13 protein-coding genes and 1 tRNA gene are annotated in these 16,337 nt (G+C 69.3%); 7 read left to right on the forward strand and 7 right to left on the reverse strand.

The window, feature by feature from the left end; translation table 11 throughout:
- From HNR01_RS23645 to HNR01_RS23655, 3 genes are all read right to left on the reverse strand, one after another.
- Positions 1-542, reverse strand: a 542-nt coding sequence (locus HNR01_RS23645; RefSeq protein ID WP_183670236.1) for a nucleotide sugar dehydrogenase, incomplete at its 3' end; no start/stop codon positions are given.
- Between the two features lie 122 nt (positions 543-664).
- Positions 665-2,842 (reverse strand): glycosyltransferase family 2 protein, encoded by a 2,178-nt coding sequence (locus HNR01_RS23650; protein ID WP_183670238.1) that lies wholly within the window; start codon positions 2,840-2,842, stop codon positions 665-667.
- A 6-nt stretch (positions 2,843-2,848) separates the two neighbouring features.
- A complete protein-coding gene (locus tag HNR01_RS23655; RefSeq protein ID WP_096484897.1) occupies positions 2,849-3,895 on the reverse strand; it encodes a hypothetical protein in 1,047 nt (348 codons plus the stop codon).
- A 313-nt stretch (positions 3,896-4,208) separates the two neighbouring features.
- Between HNR01_RS23655 and HNR01_RS23660 the strand changes: the two genes are divergently transcribed.
- Positions 4,209-4,283 (forward strand) — tRNA-Val (locus tag HNR01_RS23660).
- A 253-nt stretch (positions 4,284-4,536) separates the two neighbouring features.
- Here the strand turns inward: HNR01_RS23660 and oxlT are convergent.
- Positions 4,537-5,835 carry an oxalate/formate MFS antiporter gene (gene oxlT, locus HNR01_RS23665; RefSeq protein ID WP_026105645.1) on the reverse strand — a complete coding sequence of 433 codons (1,299 nt, stop codon included), beginning with the start codon at positions 5,833-5,835 and terminating at the stop codon, positions 4,537-4,539.
- A gap of 622 nt (positions 5,836-6,457) precedes the next feature.
- Here oxlT and HNR01_RS23670 point away from each other — a divergent pair.
- The 5 genes from HNR01_RS23670 to HNR01_RS23690 all read left to right on the forward strand — a co-directional run bounded on the left by HNR01_RS23670 (position 6,458) and on the right by HNR01_RS23690 (position 12,051).
- Complete coding sequence (locus tag HNR01_RS23670) at positions 6,458-7,840, forward strand: ethanolamine ammonia-lyase subunit EutB (protein WP_183670240.1); 1,383 nt, start codon at positions 6,458-6,460, stop codon at positions 7,838-7,840.
- Positions 7,837-8,619, forward strand: coding sequence for an ethanolamine ammonia-lyase subunit EutC (gene eutC / locus HNR01_RS23675; RefSeq protein WP_153875568.1), 783 nt, complete (start codon positions 7,837-7,839; stop codon positions 8,617-8,619). The genes HNR01_RS23670 and eutC overlap by 4 nt, the downstream gene beginning before the upstream one ends.
- A gap of 501 nt (positions 8,620-9,120) precedes the next feature.
- Positions 9,121-10,851, forward strand: a complete 1,731-nt coding sequence (ilvD, locus tag HNR01_RS23680; protein WP_017485307.1) for a dihydroxy-acid dehydratase — start codon at positions 9,121-9,123, stop codon at positions 10,849-10,851.
- Positions 10,838-11,725 carry a tetratricopeptide repeat protein gene (locus HNR01_RS23685; protein ID WP_017485308.1) on the forward strand — a complete coding sequence of 296 codons (888 nt, stop codon included), beginning with the start codon at positions 10,838-10,840 and terminating at the stop codon, positions 11,723-11,725. Before ilvD ends, HNR01_RS23685 begins: the two co-directional genes overlap by 14 nt.
- A 74-nt stretch (positions 11,726-11,799) precedes the next feature.
- A complete protein-coding gene (locus HNR01_RS23690; protein ID WP_183670242.1) occupies positions 11,800-12,051 on the forward strand; it encodes a hypothetical protein in 252 nt (83 codons plus the stop codon).
- An 18-nt stretch (positions 12,052-12,069) separates the two neighbouring features.
- Here the strand turns inward: HNR01_RS23690 and HNR01_RS23695 are convergent, their stop codons facing one another.
- A complete protein-coding gene (locus HNR01_RS23695) occupies positions 12,070-12,597 on the reverse strand; it encodes a GNAT family N-acetyltransferase (RefSeq protein WP_183670244.1) in 528 nt (175 codons plus the stop codon).
- Positions 12,598-12,645: 48 nt separating this feature from the next.
- A complete protein-coding gene (gene xth / locus HNR01_RS23700; protein WP_183670245.1) occupies positions 12,646-13,440 on the reverse strand; it encodes an exodeoxyribonuclease III in 795 nt (264 codons plus the stop codon).
- 84 nt (positions 13,441-13,524) lie between these two features.
- Here xth and HNR01_RS23705 point away from each other — a divergent pair, with 84 nt between their 5' ends.
- A complete protein-coding gene (locus HNR01_RS23705; protein WP_183670247.1) occupies positions 13,525-14,184 on the forward strand; it encodes a ceramidase domain-containing protein in 660 nt (219 codons plus the stop codon).
- A 121-nt stretch (positions 14,185-14,305) separates the two neighbouring features.
- On the opposite strand, the gene HNR01_RS23710 is transcribed toward HNR01_RS23705, so the two are convergent.
- Positions 14,306-16,231: a propionyl-CoA synthetase gene (locus HNR01_RS23710; protein ID WP_183670249.1), complete on the reverse strand. Its 1,926-nt coding sequence runs from the start codon at positions 16,229-16,231 to the stop codon at positions 14,306-14,308.
- Positions 16,232-16,337 lie beyond the last annotated feature (106 nt).

Raw genomic sequence — 16,337 nt, forward strand, 5'->3', positions numbered from 1 at the left:
ATCACGGCCGCCGCGCGGGCATCCTCGGCGCCGATGACGATGCGGTCGGGGCGCTTGAAGTCGCCGATGGCGGCGCCCTCGCGCAGGAATTCGGGATTGGAGGCGACGCCGACATCGAGGTCGGGGCGGGCCTCGCGCAGGATGCGCTCGACCTCGTCGCCGGTGCCGACCGGCACGGTCGACTTGGTGACGACCACGGCATAGCCGGTGAGCGCCTCGGCGATCTCACGTGCCGCGGCGTAGACGTAGGAGAGGTCGGCAAAGCCGTCGCCGCGGCGGGACGGCGTGCCGACGGCGATGAACACGGCCTGGGCCTGCGCGACGGCGGGCTTGAGATCGGTGGAGAAGGCCAGCCGCCTCTGGCGGACGTTTTCGGCCACCAGGGTGTCGAGGCCGGGCTCGTAGATCGGCATGCGGCCCTCGTTGAGGGCGGCGATCTTGTCCGGATCCTTGTCGATGCAGACGACCTCGTGGCCGAAATCGGCCAGGCAGGCGCCCGAGACCAAGCCGACATAGCCCGAGCCTATCATCGCGATGCGCATCGATGTCCCCGCTCGGCCGACCGGATCAGGTCCGGTTTGTTGCGGTGCAGTGTAGCCCGGTTCGAGGCCTGCGCAAACCGGCGCCCCGCGCGGCGGTCGCGCGGTGGTCGCTGGAGGGCGATCTACAGCCGGTAATGCGCCGCGGCCCGGGAAAAATTCGGATTGTAGTACGGGTCGGCCCGCAGGACCGGCTCCCAACGCTCGCGCATCACCCGCGACTCGGCCTCGAAGCGGGCGCACTTCTCCGGGGTGTCCTCGGCGCCCCGGCTCTTCGATTCGTGGTGGACGAGGCGGGCATGCGGCGTCCAGACGATGCGGTACCCCGCCGCGCGGATCCTGAGGCACAGATCCACGTCGTTGAAGGCGACCGCCAGATGCGCGGCGTCGAAGCCGCCGACCTCGGAGAAGACGTCGGCCCGCGTCGCGAGGCAGGCGCCGGTCACCGCCGAAGCCTCCTGCGAGAGCATCATCCGCGCGAAGTAGCCCGGCGCGTCGCCCGGCAGGCCGAGATGGCTGTGGCCGGCGATGCCGCCGATGCCGAGGACGATCCCGCCGTGCTGGATCGTGCCGTCGGGGTAGAGGAGTTTCGCGCCGACCGCGCCGATCTCCGGGTCGCTCGCGATCGCGGCGAGTTCGGTGAGCCAGCCCGGCTCCAGCACCTCGATGTCGTTGTTGAGGAACAGAAGGATCGATCCCCGCGCCGCCGCCGCGCCGCGATTCGACAGATCGGAGAAGTTGAACGGACCCGGCGCGGACAGCACGCGCAGGCGCGGCTCTGCGGCGTAGCGCGCGAACAGATCCCGCGTCGCCGGCTCGGTGCTGCCGTTGTCGACGACGACGACGTCGAGCGCCGGGTAGTCGGTGCGCGCGAACAGCCCGTCGAGGACGACGCCGAGCAGTTCCGCCCGGTCGCGGGTCGGAATCACGACCGAGACGAGGGGCGGCGGTTCCGGCAGGGGGCGCACCAGCCGGTTGAATCCCTGCTCTCCGCGCTCGGCCCGGGCGCCCCGGCGCGAAGCCACCTCGGCGAGCGCCCGCAGGCGGGCATCCTCGGCCCGCGCGAGCGCCCGGTCGGAGAAGGTGCCGGAGCCGGCCGCCGCCCGCCAGTGATAGAGAACCTTGGGGAGGTGGCGCACGCGGGCGCGGTCGAGCCCCTCGGTCAGGCGCAGAAGCAGGTCGTGATCCTGGCTTCCCTCGAAGCCGGGCCGTAGGCCGCCGAGCCGGCGCAGCGTCTCCGTGCGGACCACGCAGAGATGGTTCACGTAGTTCTGGGCCCACAGCAGCTCGCGGTCGTAGCCCGCCTTGAAATGCGGCTCGAAGCGGCGGCCGCGGCCGTCGACCTTGTCCTCGTCGGTGTAGATCAGCTCCAGGTCCGGGTCGGCCCGCACCGCCGCGGCCACCTCGAACAGGGCGTTCTCGGCGAGGAGGTCGTCGTGGTCGAGGAAGGCGGCGTAGGCGCCGCTCGCGAGGCTCAGGGCCTCGTTGGTCGCGCGGGCGATGTGGCCGTTCTCCGGCCGGCGTACGCAGCGGATGCGCGGCTCCTCGCGCGCGTGGCGGGCGATCAGCCGCGGGATGCGCGGATCGGTGGAGGCGTCGTCGGCGATGCAGAGTTCCCAGGCCGGGTAGATCTGGCTGCGCACCGAGCGGATCGCCGCCTCCAGCACGCGCGGATCGGGATCGTGCACGGGCATCAGGACGGAGATGAGCGGGCGCGCCTCCCAGCCCGCGATCTCGGCGCGGATCCGCGCGCGCTCCGCCGTCGTGAGCCGGTCGAACCGCGCGATCCAGGCGGCGTAGCCGGTCTCGGCCCGGTGCGCGAGCGCGCGCGCGATCATCCCGCGGGCGCGGACCTTCAGCCCGAGGACGCGCCAGTAGACCGCTTGCGCGGTCAGGCCGGGCTGGCGCAGGCCGGCCCGCGCGACGATTCCGAGACGTCCGCGGCGGGCGATCGTGATGGCATGCAGCCGGAAGGGGTCGGTCCGCGACAGGGCCGTCAGACGCAAGGTCGCGACATCCGACGGCAGCCGGCCGGTCCAGGCGAAGGCGTCGCCGCCGAGCGGCTCCTCGACCAGCGCCACGCTCGCACCGTCGCCCGAGACCGCGCTGAGGAGGGCGCGGGCAATGCCGCCGCTGCCGGCATCGCGCCACGTCACGCTGACCCAGGCACCGCCGAGGCCGGCGCCGGCAAGATCGATGCGCAAGTCGGCTCCGTCCGCGCCCGTCGCCGGCAGCGGACGGCCTGCGAGCGTCGGCTCGAGCGGCGACGTGAGCCTCGCCTGGGGCCCGGCCCGCTCCGCCATCGCCGCTCAGGCCTCCCAGTTCTTCGAGACGGATGCCCGCACCGCGTCGCTCAGCACCGTATCGTAGACGACCATGTCGCGGGCGAACCGCATCCCGCGCAGCAGCTCGGCGAGCGCCAGCGTCTCGTTCGGGATCGGCAGCGGCAGCGGTAGCGGGGCCTCGATCCCGATATGGTGGAACACCGAGGCCATGAAGGCCTCGAAGTAGTCGCGGTGGCCGACGACGTCGATGCGCGACAGAACCTCGACGGCGATGATGGAACTGCCCGGCATCAGCCGGTCCTCCGGCACGTGGGTGCTGAGCTGGCGGGTCAGGGGGTTGTAGAGCAGGTGATAGGCCGGCTCCGGCATCATCCGGAACAGCCGCTTCAGGCTCTTCACGTCGGTGAAATCGTAATCGAGAGTGAAGGCCGCCGCCTCGACGAGGTTGCCGAGGCGCCATTGCTGGTCCGCGTTGGCGGCGATGCTCGCCCGCTCGCGCAGCCAGTACAGGCGGCTGGCCAACTCCACGAAGGGATCGTGGACGAGCAGCATGGTGAGCGCGCCGCTCTGGACGAAGTGCCCCTCGTAGCGCGGGAAGATGATCGAACCGGCCATCAGGCAGGAATCGAGCGTCACGGTGTCGAACATCGCCCGCAGGATCTCGTCCGGAAACCGGCCGATCCCGAAATACGATTGCCGGAAATAGGGGTAGAGCGCGGTCTGGATCACCGTCTCCGGGCGGATATGCCCGTTGAGCAGGATGACCTTCTTGTCGGTCAGGCCCTCGCGCGGCAGCCGCCGGTAGATCAGCACGTTGGTGTCGACGTCGTAGATCTCGAGCCGCTCGATTCCGGCCAGACCCGGCACGTCGGTCTCGCGGATCTCGAAATGGCACTGGCCGGTCGCGTGCCAGCCGAACTTGATGAAGTTCGGGTCGGAGTGGATCGCGGAGACCTCCGCCACCCGGCGGCCCTCGATGCAGACGGAGACCCGGCTGATCGCCTGCGGGTTGTCCGGCACCACCCAGCCCCGGATCACGTCGCCCTCGTCGGACGATAGGAGAAACCGCATCCTTGCTTGCCGTCCTCGGTCCCGTGCCGGTCCGTACGCTCGGTCTGTGCCACCCTGTGCGCCGGCCGCGCGCGCCTCGTCGAGACGTCATGAGGCCGCCGTGCCGGCGCCGGAGCGGCGACCCTACGTTCCGCCGCGCTGTCTTAGCCGATTTTTGCCGCTCGGGTGCAATGGGGACGCCGTCGCGCGGGCGGCGCCCCGCGCCTTTCGACGAATGGTGTCAGATTCCGCCAAGGTCCCGCTTGCGGAGCCGGCCGGCACCGGCTATAGCCGCGGCCTCGCAGGACGCCGGGGCCACCCGGAAGACCTGCCGGGGCGCGTAGCTCAGCGGGAGAGCACTACCTTGACATGGTAGGGGTCACAGGTTCGATCCCTGTCGCGCCCACCATCTCCGCCAGACGCAGATGGACGATGAGACCAAGGCTCCGGAGACGGGGCCTTTTTCTTTGTCCGAATTCTTTTCTGAACGACTCGCCGGTTCGTGCGTGGCTGCCGCGCCGACGCGGCCGAGCGCCCCGCGTCGGACGAGGGGCCCGGGCCTGAGCCCGCCGGCAGCCCGCTTCCAAAAAGGAAAGCCCCACCGTTTCCGGCGGGGCTCTCCGAACCTCGGTCTCCGGTCCCGGGGGACCGGAGGGGCATGATCAGGCGTGGGCGAGGGCCGCGTTCGGCACCGCCGCGTTGTTGTTGAGGTGGTGCTGCTTCAGCATCGGCCGCAGGACGGCCACCGCCAGCGCCGCCGCGATCAGGTCCATCGTCGCCACGGTGTAGAGCACCGTCGACCAGGTACCCGTCGCCTGCATGATCAGGTTGCCGACCGGCACGAACAGCGCGGCGAAACCCTTGGCGCAGTAGAGGACGCCGTAGATCTTGCCGATGTGCTTCGAGCCGAAGGTGTCCGCGGCGGTGGCGCTGAACAGCGAGTACACTTCGCCCCAGGCCAGGAACACGATGCCGGACAGGATCACGAAGGCCCAGGGGTTGGAGCCGAAGTAACCCAGCGCCACGATGCCGATGCCTTCCATCGCGAAGGCGATGAACATCGTCTTCTCGCGGCCGATCCGGTCGGAGATCCAGCCGAACAGCGGACGCGAGATGCCGTTCATGACGCGGTCGAGCATCAGGGCGAAGGGCAGCGCCGCCATGGCGAAGAAGTACAGGTTCACCTGGAAGTTCTTCACGCCGAGGTCGGTCGCGATGACGCCGAGCTGCGCCACGGCCATCAGGCCGCCGGTCACCGTGCAGGTGAACATGAGCAGCATGACGTAGAAGACCGGCGTGCGCAGGGCCTCACCGAGGGTGTAGTCGCGGCGGGTCTGCAGAACCTTGGTCGAGAACTTGACCTCGTCCTTGGCCGGCGAGCGCATGAACAGGGAGGCCAGGATGATGACCGAGCCCTGGATCAGGCCGAAGGTGAAGAAGGCCTGGGCGTAGCTGCCGGCATCGATCATCTTGGCGATCGGGATGATCGTCAGCGCCGAGCCCGCGCCGTAGCCGCCCGCGGTGAGACCGACGGCGAGGCCGCGCTTGTCCGGGAACCACTTCAGGGCGTTGTTGATGCAGGTGGCGTAGACGCAGCCGACGCCGATGCCGCCGAGGACGGAGCCGAGATAGAACCCGCTCAGCGAGGTCGCGTAGGAGTTCACGACCCAGGCCGCGCCGGTCATCAGACCGCCGAACATCACGACACGGCTCGGGCCGTACTTGTCGATGAAGTAGCCCTCGATCGGGGTCAGCCAGGTCTGGACGACGACGAAGATCGTGAAGGCGACCTGGATCGCGGCGCGATCCCAGCCGAAGGTTTTCTGAATTTCAGGGACGAACAGGGTCCAGGCGTACTGAATGTTGGCCGCAGCCACCATGCAGACGACACCAAGGACAATTTGAAGCCATCGGTTCGACGATACGACCGGTTGATCCGGGGCAGTAGACGATAGTGCCATGAGCGTGCTCCCTCGTGCCTGCACAGACGTGAAGGCTTGTTGTGTAGGTTAGGCGTGTTGCTCTTGAGAAGCGTCAGTGCAGGGTTGTTGCGATTCCTTCCTCTGCCGGTCGGATCCGAGGGCCGGTCTCCTCCCAGGCATTGGTATGCATTATTTGGTATGCCAGGCATGCAGGCAAGCGAAATAATGCCCAATCTGACACGAAAGTGAGGGAGCGAAAGGATGAAACGCTGGAACCCCACGGAAATCTGCCTCGACGGCCGGCGAAATCCGCCGAACGGCGGCAGGCCAACGGCGCCCTCGGTGCGGCCAAGCCGTGGCCGAGCGGAAGACCCCTTCGCGACGGCGTCTTCGGGTCGTCTTCCAGACAGCTTCGCCGGATGGTGAGGCCCGGGCACCGTTACGCTCGAACTGCGATGAAATAGTCACATCTCGAGCGATTCGTCTTCCCGGGGTTGATCGTCTCGGCGCACTCGCTCGCGCGCCCGGTCAGGCGCCGATCTTGCTTGGCCGCGCGGCGGGAGCGGACGCCAAGGCGCCGCAGCATATCGTCCCGCAGCAAATCACCTCGACAGGGCGGCCGATCCTTGCATCCTGTCGGGCGAGGCCAAGGAGCCAGTCGATGCCCTATCGCCACACCGTCGGTCCCAGAACCCACGTCTTCGCCGATCTGGCGACGCTGATGGCGAAGGCGACCCCGGTGCGCTCCGGCGACTGCCTGGCGGGCATCGCCGCCGAATCGGCCGAGGAGAACATGGCCGCGCGCTGGTGCCTCGCCGAGGTGCCGCTCAGGGAGATCCTGTCGCGTCCGCTGATTCCCTACGAGGAGGACGACGTCACCCGCCTGATTCTCGACGACCACAACGAGACGGCTTTTGCCGAGATCGCCGGTCTGACGGTCGGGGATTTCCGCGAGTTCCTGCTCACGGCCTCGTCCGAGACCCTGGCGCGTATTGCGCCGGGCGTGACGCCGGAGATCGCCGCGGCGGTGAGCAAGATCATGCGCAATCAGGATCTGATCCTGGTCGCCCGCAAGTGCCGGGTGGTCACGCGGTTTCGCAACACGATCGGCCTGCCCGGGACGCTCGCGGTGCGGCTCCAGCCCAACCATCCGACCGATGATCCGGCGGGCGTCACCGCCTCGATCCTCGACGGTCTCGCCTATGGCTGCGGCGATGCGGTGATCGGCATCAACCCGGTCTCCGATTCGATCCAGACCATGGCCAGCCTGCTCAGCCTGTTCGACAGCATCATCGGCCGACTGGAAATTCCGACCCAGGCCTGCGTGCTCACCCACGTCACCACCACGCTCGATGCGATGAATCGCGGCCTGCCGGTCGATCTGGTGTTCCAGTCGATCGCGGGGACGCAGCGGGCCAATGCCAGCTTCGGCGTCACGCTGCCGATCCTGCAGGAGGCGCATGAGGCGGCGCTCGCGCTCAAGCGCGGCACGCTCGGCGACAACGTGATGTATTTCGAGACCGGCCAGGGTTCGGCGCTCTCGGCCGACGCCCATCACGGCATCGACCAGCAGACCCTGGAGGCGCGCGCCTACGCCGTCGCCCGGCGCTACCGGCCGCTCCTGGTCAACACCGTGGTCGGCTTCATCGGCCCGGAATATCTCTACAACGGCAAGGAGATCATCCGCGCCGGGCTGGAAGATCATTTCTGCGGCAAGCTGATGGGCGTGCCGCTCGGGGTCGACGTCTGCTACACCAACCATGCCGAGGCCGATCAGGACGACATGGACACGCTGCTGACCCTGCTCGGGGCGGCGGGCTGCACCTACGTGATGGGCATTCCCGGTGCCGACGACGTGATGCTGAACTACCAGTCCACCTCCTTCCACGATCAGCTCTACATCCGTGAGGTGCTGGGCCTGAGGCGGGCGCCCGAATTCGAGGAATGGCTCGCCCGGATCGGTCTCACCGACGCGAACGGCGCGCTTCTGCCCGGCGGGGCCGAGGCCCGCCTGCTCACCGCCGCCCCGGAGCTGGCCGCATGAGCACGCAGACCGATCCCCTCTGGCAGCGGCTCGCCCGCCTCACCCCCGCCCGGATCGGCCTCGGCCGCGCCGGCGCCGGCCTGCCGACCCGCGAGGTGCTGAAGTTCGGTCTCGCCCACGCCCAGGCGCGCGACGCCGTCCACACGCCGATGGATGCCGCCGCGATCGCGGAGGCCGTCGAGGCTCTGGGCTGGCCGACCGTGACCGTGACCTCCGGCGCGGAGGACCGCGCGACCTATCTGCGCCGCCCCGATTACGGGCGCCGCCTCTCGCCGGAGAGCCTGAAGGCCCTCTCCGATTCCGCGGACGGGCCCGTCGACCTCGCTCTGGTCGTCGCCGACGGCCTCTCGGCCCGCGCGGTCCACGAGGGCGCGGCCGCGCTGCTCGCCGCCTTCAAGCCCCATGCCGAGCGGGCCGGCTGGCGCCTCGCTCCGGTGACCATCGCTACGCAGGCCCGGGTCGCGCTGGGGGACATGGCCGGGGCTGCACTGCGGGCCCGCGCGGTGGTGGTGGTGATCGGCGAGCGCCCCGGCCTGTCCTCGCCCGACAGCCTCGGCCTCTACGTCACCTTCGATCCCAGGCCCGGGCGCTCGGATGCGGAGCGAAACTGTATCTCGAACGTCCGCCCGGCGGGCCTCAGTTTCGAGCTCGCCGCGTTCAAGCTGGACTGGCTGCTGACCCAGGCCTTTTCCCGCGGGCTGACGGGCGTCAACCTGAAGGACGAGAGCGACCGCCTGATCGAGGCGAGCGTCCCCGATCCTGTGATTCCCCCGCGCTGAACCCGTTCGACGCGGCGCAACGGCCTCACTGCGATGCAAGGCATCGGTCCTGGCAATATTGCCGGCGGCGGGTCCTAGGTGTCGATCTAAGCCGTCGCCGCGGATACTGATCCGGCGCGTTGATCGTGGCCGTCGCCGCACCGGCAGATCTCGCATTGCAGGGGCGAGGACATCCGGAATTTCGGCCGGGAAAATCACCCCCTCGCGGGACCGCGGGAGGGTGAATGCACGTTGACCGTGCAAAGTCTTCCCGAAGCCGGCCTAAGCTCGGCTGTTGCGGTCCCGACACACCGCGAAAGCAACCTGACTTTGCCTTGAGCTGTGCCTTTGAGCGCCGCAATCCCACCATAAACCGGGACGACTTCCGGGGTCGCGGTAAACGCTGTCGCTCCAACGCCTTACCGCGGAGTTTCGAGGGCGTCGAAGGACGTTTTTCCGCGCGAAGCCGTAGCGGGCGGCGCGGCCTCGGGGGCGTAACGGGACCGGGGCACGAGATCAGCGATGGACGCGCGTCAGACCGATAAGTCGAAGCTGCCGAGTCGGCACGTGACGGAAGGCCCCGAGCGCGCGCCGCACCGCTCGTACCTCTACGCCATGGGCCTGACCACCGAGCAGATCCATCAGCCGCTGGTCGGCGTCGCCTCGTGCTGGAACGAGGCCGCGCCCTGCAACATCTCGCTGATGCGCCAGGCCCAGGCCGTGAAGAAGGGCGTCGCCGCCGCCCACGGCACCCCGCGCGAGTTCTGCACCATCACCGTCACCGATGGCATCGCCATGGGGCACGGCGGCATGCGCGCCTCGCTGCCGTCGCGCGAGGTCATCGCCGACTCGGTGGAGCTGACCATCCGCGGCCATTCCTACGACGCCCTGGTCGGCTTGGCCGGCTGCGACAAATCCTTGCCCGGCATGATGATGGCGATGGTGCGCCTCAACGTGCCCTCGATCTTCATCTACGGCGGCTCGATCCTGCCCGGATCCTTCCGCGGCCGGCCGGTCACCGTGCAGGACCTGTTCGAGGCGGTCGGCAAGGTCGCCGTCGGCGACATGAGCCTCGATGACCTCGACGAGCTGGAGCGGGTCGCCTGCCCCTCGGCCGGGGCCTGCGGTGCGCAGTTCACCGCCAACACCATGGCCACCGTCTCCGAGGCGATCGGCCTCGCGCTGCCCTACTCGGCCGGCGCGCCCGCCCCTTACGAGATCCGCGACCAATTCTGCGCCGCCGCCGGCGAGAAGGTGATGGAGCTGATCGCCAAGAACATCCGCCCGCGCGACATCGTCACCCGCAAGGCGCTCGAGAACGCCGCCGCGACGGTGGCGGCCTCCGGCGGCTCGACCAACGCGGCCCTGCACCTGCCGGCGATCGCGCACGAGTGCGGCATCGAGTTCACCCTGTTCGACGTCGCCGAGATCTTCCGCAAGACACCCTACATCGCCGACCTGAAGCCCGGCGGGCGGTATGTGGCCAAGGACATGTTCGAGGTCGGCGGCATCCCGCTGCTGATGAAGACCCTGCTCGACCACGGTTTTCTGCACGGCGATTGCCTGACGGTGACCGGCCGCACGATCGCGGAAAACCTCGCCAAGGTCGCCTGGAACCCGGATCAGGACGTGGTGCGCCCGGCCGATCAGCCCATCACCGTCACCGGCGGCGTGGTCGGCCTCAAGGGCAACCTCGCACCCGAGGGGGCGATCGTGAAGGTCGCCGGAATGCCGGCGGAAAGCCAGGTCTTCACCGGCCCGGCCCGCGTGTTCGACGGCGAGGAGGCCTGTTTCGAGGCGGTGCAGAACCGCACCTACAAGCCCGGTGAAGTTCTGGTCATCCGCTACGAGGGCCCGAAGGGAGGCCCCGGCATGCGCGAGATGCTCTCGACCACCGCCGCCCTCTACGGCCAGGGCATGGGCGACAAGGTGGCGCTCATCACCGACGGGCGCTTCTCCGGCGCGACCCGCGGCTTCTGCGTCGGACATGTCGGCCCCGAGGCCGCCATCGGCGGACCGATCGGTCTGCTGCGCGACGGCGACATTATCACGCTCGACGCGATCAAGGGCACGCTCGACGTGGCGCTCTCCGACGAGGAGCTCGCCCAGCGCCGGGCCGCGTGGACGCCGCGGGGCAATTCCGCGACCTCCGGTTACCTCTGGAAATATGCGCAGACCGTCGGGCCTGCGGTGAACGGCGCCGTGACCCATCCGGGCGGCGCCAGGGAGACGCAGAGCTATGCCGATATCTAGGACCGTCCCTTTCCGGCCCGAGCGGCCGGCCGGGGTCGATCTAGGTCGGCTCCGCGCGGGTCTGCTCGCTGGATTTCTGGGGTTTTCGCTCGCGATCGCCGCCGTCGATCCCGGCACGGCGCTCGACGCGACCGCGCGCACGCCGGTCCCCGAGAAGGGCTACCGATCGGGCCGCGACGCCCTGCGCTCGGGCGTGCGCGACTACAACGCGGGCGACAAGCAGGGCGCCGTCCGCGCACTCGAATACGCCGCCGACCAGGGCCAGACCCTGGCGCTGTGGAAGCTCGGCCGCATGTACGCGGACGGCGACGGCGTGCCCCACGACGACCTCAAGGCGTTCGAGTACTTCTCGCGCATCGCCGACGACAACACCGACGACTCGCCCGACACCCCGAATTCCGGCGTGGTGGCGAGCGCCTTCAACGCGCTCGGCACCTACTTCCTCGAGGGGATCAAGGGCACTTACGTGCGCCCGAACGCCGAGCGCGCCTACGACATGTTCAACTACGCGGCGTCGTATTTCGGCGACCCCAACGCGCAGTACAACCTCGCCCGGCTCTACCTCGACGGCACCGGCGTCGAGCAGGATCCGCGCAAGGCCGCGCGCTGGTTCAACCTCGCCGCCGAGAAGGGACATCGCCCGGCCCAGGCGCTACTCGGCGACATGCTCGTCAACGGCACCGGCGTGCAGCGCCAGACCGTCAAGGGTCTGACATGGCTCGCCATCGCCCGCACCGGCGCTCAGGGCGCGGCGGACAGCTGGATCGTCAATCTCTACGACAAGGCCTGGGCCTCGGCGAGCGAGGCCGACCGGGCGGACGCGATGGCGCAGGCCCAGTCGTTGCCCACGGGCTCGACCCGGCGGCGGCGCTGAGGCAACCGCCCCGACGCGGGAAATTCCCGGCACGTCTATGGTCGGCGGGCGCGCGCGGGTGTAGATTTACGCCCGTGAATCCGATGAAGAAGCGTGCTCGCACAACAGGCCGTATCCGTGCCCGCCGCCTTGCCTTAGGCGGCGGATCGCGAGAGCGTGTCCGTCGGCGTCCCGAGTATCAGGCGATCGAACAGTCCGTGCAGGACACCGGTATCGTGACGCTTGTCTCGGAACAGACTTTCGACTCCCTGCTCACACTCCTCGACAAACCGCCCGAGGTCTCGGACGAACTCCGGCGCGAGGTGGCGCAGCGGCGCTGGAAATAACTGCCGGACGGTGGATCGTCACGGCGTGCGCAGCAAGGCCGCGATCGTCGCCATCGGCACCGCCATCCGAACGGTGTCCTCACCGGCATCGCTGATCGGGACGAACCCGTAATGAGCGTAGAGCCGTCGCGCCTTCTCGCCGACGGCATCGACGCTGACGAGGGCTCCACCGCGATGCTCGTGCGCAACGACTATGCGACTGAGCGCTGCCAGCATCAAATCGCGTCCAAAGCCGCGTCCTTGAACGCGGCGATCGACGGCGAGGCGCGCGATGAGCCAAGCGGGGATGGCCAGCGGTGTTCCGTGGGGGCGGAGCCTTCGGGGCAGTTCGGCCCGGACAACGACGCTCGGAGCCAAGCCGAAGAACGCCCCCACTTGCAACGTCCCTGTCAGAGTAGCGACGAAAACCCGTGTGAGACCCTGCCGATCGTTGGCGAGCCCTCGCTCCCGCAACCATAAAGCCTGTCCGCGTTGATCGGCCGGCCCCGCATCGAAGCCGGACACCAGATGGTGTCCGCTCAGGCGTTCAAGCTCGCCGAGTTCCATCAATCATCTCCGAGAGCAAGCGCGCCGCTACCTCTGATGGGAGCTCAATCACCCGTCGCTCAGCTCAACCGTCACCGGCACGTGGTCCGACGGCTTTTCCAGCCCGCGCAGATGCCGCTGCACCGAGGCCGAGACGAGGCGGTCGGCAGCCTGGGGTGAGAGCAGCAGGTGGTCGATGCGGATGCCCTGATTCCGGGGCCAGCAGCCGGCCTGATAGTCCCAGAAGGTGTAGAGGCCGGCGCTCGGTTCACAGGCGCGTAAGCCATCGGTGAAACCTTCGGCGAGCAGCGCGCGGAAGGCCCGGCGGGTCTCGGGCAGGAACAGCGCGTCCTGCGTCCAAGCGGTCGGGTCGGCGGCGTCCTCGGGCTCGGGGATGACGTTGAAGTCGCCCGCCAGCACCAGCGCCTCCTCGGTCGCCATCAGGGCGCGAGCATGCGCCCGCAGACGGGCCATGAAGGCGAGCTTGTAGCTGTATTTCGGCCCCGGGGCCGGGTTGCCGTTGGGCAGGTAGATCGAGGCGATCCGCACCGGTGCCGTGCCCTCGCCATGCACCAGCGCCTCGATGTAGCGGGCCTGCTCGTCCTCGGCGTCGCCGGGCAGGCCGCGCAGGAGTTGCGTGTACTGAAGCGGCGCGCGCACCAGCAGGGCGACGCCGTTATAGGCCTTCTGCCCCAGCGTCTCGACCGCGTAGCCCGCCGCCTCGATCTCCGCGCGGGGAAAGGACGCGTCCTGGCATTTCAACTCCTGCAGGCAGACCACGTCGGGCTTGGCCTCGTCGAGGAAGCCCAGCAGGTGACCGACCCGCTGCTTGATCGAATTGACGTTCCAGGTGGTGATCCGCATGGGGCGCTGGGCTCGGCCGGAAGAAGGCTTCGTCATCGGGCCTTCGCGCGGCCCTGGCAAGGCGGCGGCGAGGGGAGATCACCAATGGACGCGTCGTGGTTCGAGCCGGTGCGGGCCTATTGCGAGCGCGGTGACCCTGGCTTCTGGGCCGAACCGGTCAATGCGCTGACCAACGCCGCCTTCCCCATCGCGGCCGGGCTCGCGGCACGGCGCGCCCGTGGCGACGGCGCGGTCCTGGCGCTCGCCGCCGTGACCGTCGTGGTGGGGATCGGCTCGTTCCTGTTCCACACCCTGGCCAACCGCTGGTCGATGCTGGCGGACGTGATCCCGATCGCCGTCTTCATCTATGGCTATTTTGCCCTCGCCATGGCCCGCTTCTTCGGCTTCCGGCCGGCGGCGGCGACCGCGCTCACGCTGGCTTTCGCCGCCCTCAGCTTCGGCCTGACGCCGGCCCTCGACGCCCTGACCGGGCGCTCCGTCTCGGCCCTCACCAACGGCTCGATCGATTACGCCCCGGCGATCCTGGCGCTCCTCGGCGTCGGCCTCGCGCTCCTGAGGCGGGCACCCGGCACCGCCCGTTCCGTGCTCGCCACCGCCGGGATCTTTCTCGTCTCGCTGACCTTCCGCACGGTCGATGCCGGCATCTGCGCCCGCCTGCCGCTCGGCACGCATTTCCTCTGGCACGTTCTCAACGCGTTGGTGCTCTACCGCTTGTTGCTCGCAGCGACCCGGTTCCGAGCCTGAGACGAGATCCGGGATCGCAAAGGGATCATCCCTCTGCCGGGGTGCCGGGGCGGAGCCCCGGCCTCCTTCCAGGGCTCCGCCCTGGACCCGCGAAAGGGCAAGCCCTTTCGAAACCACGATGTCAGCCGCCGATTCCGCGCGCCTTCAGGCTGTCGCCGATCTCCTCCAGGGCGGTCGGATCCTCGATGGTCGGGGGCATGGAGAAATCCTCGCCGTCGGCGATGCGCTTCATCGTGCCGCGCAGGATCTTCCCCGAGCGCGTCTTCGGCAGGCGCCCCACGGTCACCGCGAGCTTGAACGCGGCCACGGGGCCGATCTCGTCGCGCACCCGGGCGATCAGCTCGCGCTCGATCGTCTCCGCATCCCGGGCGACGCCTGCCTTCAGCACCACGAAGCCGCAGGGCGCCTCGCCCTTCAGCGAATCGCGGATGCCGATCACCGCGCATTCGGCGACGTCCGGGTGGGACGCGAGCACCGCCTCCATGCCGCCGGTGGAGAGGCGGTGGCCGGCGACGTTGATGATGTCGTCGGTGCGGCCCAGCACCGTGACGTAACCGTCCGCGTCCACCACGCCCGCATCGGAGGTGTCGTAGTAGCCGGGGAAAGTGGAGAGGTAGCTCTGGCGAAAGCGCTCATCCGAGCCCCACAGGGTCGGCAGGCAGCCCGGCGGCAGCGGCAGCTTGAGGGCGATGGTGCCCATCGTGCCGGGAGGGACCGGCTTGCCGGATTCGTCGAGCACGTGGAGGTCGTAGCCCGGCATCGGCTTGGCGGTGGAGCCGTACTTCACCGGCAACCGCTCGATACCGAGAGGATTGCCGGCGATCGCCCAGCCGGTCTCGGTCTGCCACCAATGGTCGATCACCGGCCGGTCCAGCGCCCGCTCGGCCCAGGCGACCGAATCCGGGTCGGCCCGCTCGCCGGCCAGGAACAGGGCGCGCAGCCGGGACAGATCGTAGCCGCCGATCCGCTCGGCCCGCGGGTCCTCTTTCTTGATCGCGCGCAGAGCCGTGGGCGCGGTGAACAGGGTGCTGACGCCGTGTTCACCGGCGACCCGCCAGAAGGCGCCGGCATCGGGCGTGCCGACCGGCTTGCCCTCGTAGAGCACCGTGGTGCAGCCGTGCAGGAGCGGTGCGTAGACGATGTAGGAGTGGCCCACCACCCAACCGATATCGGAGGCGCAGAAATACACCTCGCCGGGGCGTACGCCGTAGAGATTGGCCATCGACCACGCGAGCGCGACGCAGTAGCCGCCGCTGTCGCGCACCACGCCCTTGGGCCGCCCGGTCGTGCCCGAGGTATAGAGAATGTAGAGCGGGTCGGTCGCCGCCACCGGCACCGGCTCGGCCCGGTGCCCCGCCCGCCGCGCCCGCGCCACGCTCTCCGCCCAGTCCCGGTCGCGGCCCTCGACCAAGCCGGCCTCCTCTTGCGGCCGCTGCAGGATCAGGCAGGCGTCCGGCTTGTGGCTGGAGCGGGCGATGGCGGCATCGAGCAGCGGCTTGTAGGCGACGATGCGGCTCGGCTCGATGCCGCAGGAGGCGGCCAGGATCACCTTCGGTGCCGCGTCCTCGATGCGCGCGGCGAGTTCGTTGGCGGCGAAGCCTCCGAACACCACCGAGTGGATCGCCCCGATCCGGGCACAGGCCAGCATGCCGAACAGGGCTTCGGGCACCATCGGCATGTAGATCACGACGCGGTCGCCCTTGCCCACGCCGAGATCGGCGAGGATGCCGGCGAGCACGGCCACCTCGTCGTGCAGATCCCGATAGGTGATCGTGCGCTTCGTGCCGGTGACGGGCGAATCGTGAATGATCGCGGCCTGGTCGGCCCGGCCTCCCTCGGCGTGCCGGTCGACGGCATTGCGGCAGACATTGAGCCGGGCATCCGGGAACCAGCGGCCGTAGACGCCCTGCTCGGCATCGAAGGCGCGGCTCGGCGCGGCGTCCCAGTCGATGGCCGCTGCGGCCTTCAGCCAGAATCCTTCCCGGTCCGCGAGGGAGGCGGCGTGGATGGCGGCGTAGACACCGTCAGGGGGCGGGGTGACGGACATCGGCGTTTCCTCGTGCGACCGGTTGGTCCGGCCCGTTCGAGGGCGATGATAGCGCGGAATTCCTCGCCGCGCGCCGCTCCGACAGCAGAACCGCCGCGCTGGTGTC

The organism is Methylorubrum rhodesianum (genome assembly GCF_014199985.1).
GTDB lineage: Bacteria > Pseudomonadota > Alphaproteobacteria > Rhizobiales > Beijerinckiaceae > Methylobacterium > Methylobacterium rhodesianum.